Genomic DNA, 2,372 nt, shown 5'->3' on the forward strand with positions numbered 1-2,372 from the left:
GCATTTTCACCAAGACTAGCAGTTGACATGCCTGAGTTAGACAAGAGGAAGAATACCGCAGCTGACGCAAGGAAAGCTCCAACAACCTGACCAAGGATGTAGTTGACAAGGTCTTTTGATGACAAACGTTTGTTAACAAACATAGCAATCGAAACAGCTGGGTTCAAGTGAGCACCTGAAACAGTTCCGATTGAGTAGGCTGCAACTACGATTGCCAAACCAAAGGCAAAGGCAATTCCAAGGTGACCAAGGCCATCAAGACCATTTCCAAAAACAACAGCTCCTGTTCCGATGAGCACAAGCATGAAAGTACCGATTAACTCAGCGACAAATTTTTTCATTTTCTTTCTCCTTTTTTCAAAAACTAGATACTAGTCTATCAAAAGAGGGAAAGGGTTCCAAGAAAATTTATTGGAAATTTTCTTGAAAATCATATAACTATTAGCTAATCTCTAGTATTGAAAAGACTGGATAGCGTCTTTCAAGTCATCTTGTAAACTATTTCTCTGGTCAAGTTGAACATAGACTTCCAACAGACAGGACTTAAAGTTTGAAAATTTGTAAAAATCCTCCCTTTCTTCTATCGGAAAATCAACAGCTTTTATCCAAGAAGCTACTTGCTCTTGCTCCAACTTCCCTTGTAAAATAGGTTCATAGATCACTCTTGCTAAACGCCAATCCTCATCATCTGTAAAGCGAATCGAAACTCTTTTAAATAGTTGGCCAAGTATATCAAATACTTCATGAACTCTGTTTTTAGGAAAGTCTGGATGACAAACTACCTCTGTCAGTAAATCGGCTCCATGTGCAAAAGCATGAACCCAACCATACTGACTTGAAAAACTCGTTGTATCCTTTTCTTTTGAAAGATAGTGCAAGCCTTGATTTAAAAGGACATTACGAATTTCTGCTTTTAATCCCTGATAAAAAATCGATTGCTGGTTGGCATCCGCAGACAAGAGATTTGCATAAATAAGCGCCCTAAAAGAACGTTCAAGTGTTGACAAGCCTACCTTATCAATCTCTTTATCTAACCCTCCATCAGATGAAATCCCTTCAGCAATGAAATAAAATTGTTCCTGTGTAAATAGCTCTTCCTGAATCCCTCTAGCAAAGCTTGTAAAAACAAGGTCATCGCGAATTTCTGGAGAAGGATCTCCCAAATGATCAAGCAACCATTGGATTTCTTCCTCATGATAACTTGGTTTTTCTTCTGCTATTTTTCTAAGTAACTCTTGATACATGGTCAATACCTCTACATTTCTAGCAACTGTTTAAAAAGCCAGCCCAAGATAACTTTCTATCTTATTCTTTTTTAGATAGACGTTTTCCTGCTGCAATTGCATCAGCCTCTGTCATCTCGACAACATTAGCTTTATTAGTTTTTAAAGGCATTCTATCCTTACTATACCAATAAACTTTCGCATTCCCATGGTTTGCAACATAGACAATTCTATCTTGCTGTTGGGCTTTAGTCTCAGATTCACGCACAATTCTTTTCTCTTCTTCTTTTTGAGAAATTAAAGACTCAACTGCGTCTATCCTATCGAGCAATTCTGCCTTTTTATCATTATTTTCAATCTGATTAACTGTTTCTTTAACAGACTTCACTTGACTTGCATCTTGACTTTCTTCCAATTGTTTGACTAAGGTTTCACCTTTTTCTTGCAACTCATTTACAGCTTTTTCTTTGGCAATTCTCTCTTCTTCTGCTTTTTCTTTAGCTTTTTTCTCTTCATCAACTCGTTTTGCCTCTTCTGTACTAGATGAAGCATCGGTTGTTGACTCTACTTTAGCAGTGGATGCCGCAGTTTGCTTAGTTTCTGATTGAGAAGATGAAATTTTCTTTGTGACTGTCGGAGTTTGAAGAGAAACTACAATAAAACTAACAACAAAAAGTCCTATCATTAAATTTCTTTTTCGAATATCTGGTACTTTCTTTACAAAATACCAAATACCAACTCCGCTCAAAACAAGATAGAGAGTAGGAAGAGCAATCAATAAAATGATTCCCAACAAGACTAGGCCTATTTTTATAAAACGTATTCTTTGTGAATCCTGCTCCAGCCATTTTTTAATTCTGTTCATATCCTTATCCTAAATTCCCCCTACTCTCCCAACTGGGCACTGTAGGCGATAATCTGGTCAACTGTGTCTGACAAGAATTGGATTGTATCACGGAGTGGTTTGTCTGTTGAAATATCGGCACCGATAATCATGGCTGACTCAAGCGGTGTCTTACTACCACCTGATTTAAGGAGATTGAGCCAGTCTCTAGCCCCATTCTCAGAGTTTTTCAGATGGAGATAACCTGCTGTCGAGATGACAAGACCAGCAGAGTAGGTGTAGCTATACAAGCCCATGTAATAGTG

At 37.9% G+C, this 2,372-nt stretch carries 3 protein-coding genes and 1 pseudogene; all 4 read right to left on the reverse strand.

Features of this window, described 5'->3' with window-relative positions:
* Positions 1–341 (reverse strand): MIP/aquaporin family protein (locus GMD1S_RS10150; RefSeq protein ID WP_000714861.1); only part of this gene is annotated, 341 nt, incomplete at its 3' end.
* A 111-nt stretch (positions 342–452) separates the two neighbouring features.
* Positions 453–1,244: a DUF2785 domain-containing protein gene (locus GMD1S_RS10155; protein ID WP_000284153.1), complete on the reverse strand. Its 792-nt coding sequence runs from the start codon at positions 1,242–1,244 to the stop codon at positions 453–455.
* Between the two features lie 61 nt (positions 1,245–1,305).
* Positions 1,306–2,088: a hypothetical protein gene (locus tag GMD1S_RS10160; protein WP_001079821.1), complete on the reverse strand. Its 783-nt coding sequence runs from the start codon at positions 2,086–2,088 to the stop codon at positions 1,306–1,308.
* Positions 2,089–2,108: 20 nt separating this feature from the next.
* Positions 2,109–2,372 (reverse strand): annotated as a pseudogene (locus GMD1S_RS10165) (M3 family metallopeptidase); the annotation flags it as partial.

Origin of the sequence: Streptococcus sp. GMD1S (assembly GCF_000296875.1) — a bacterium.
In the GTDB taxonomy this organism is placed as follows: Bacteria; Bacillota; Bacilli; order Lactobacillales; family Streptococcaceae; genus Streptococcus.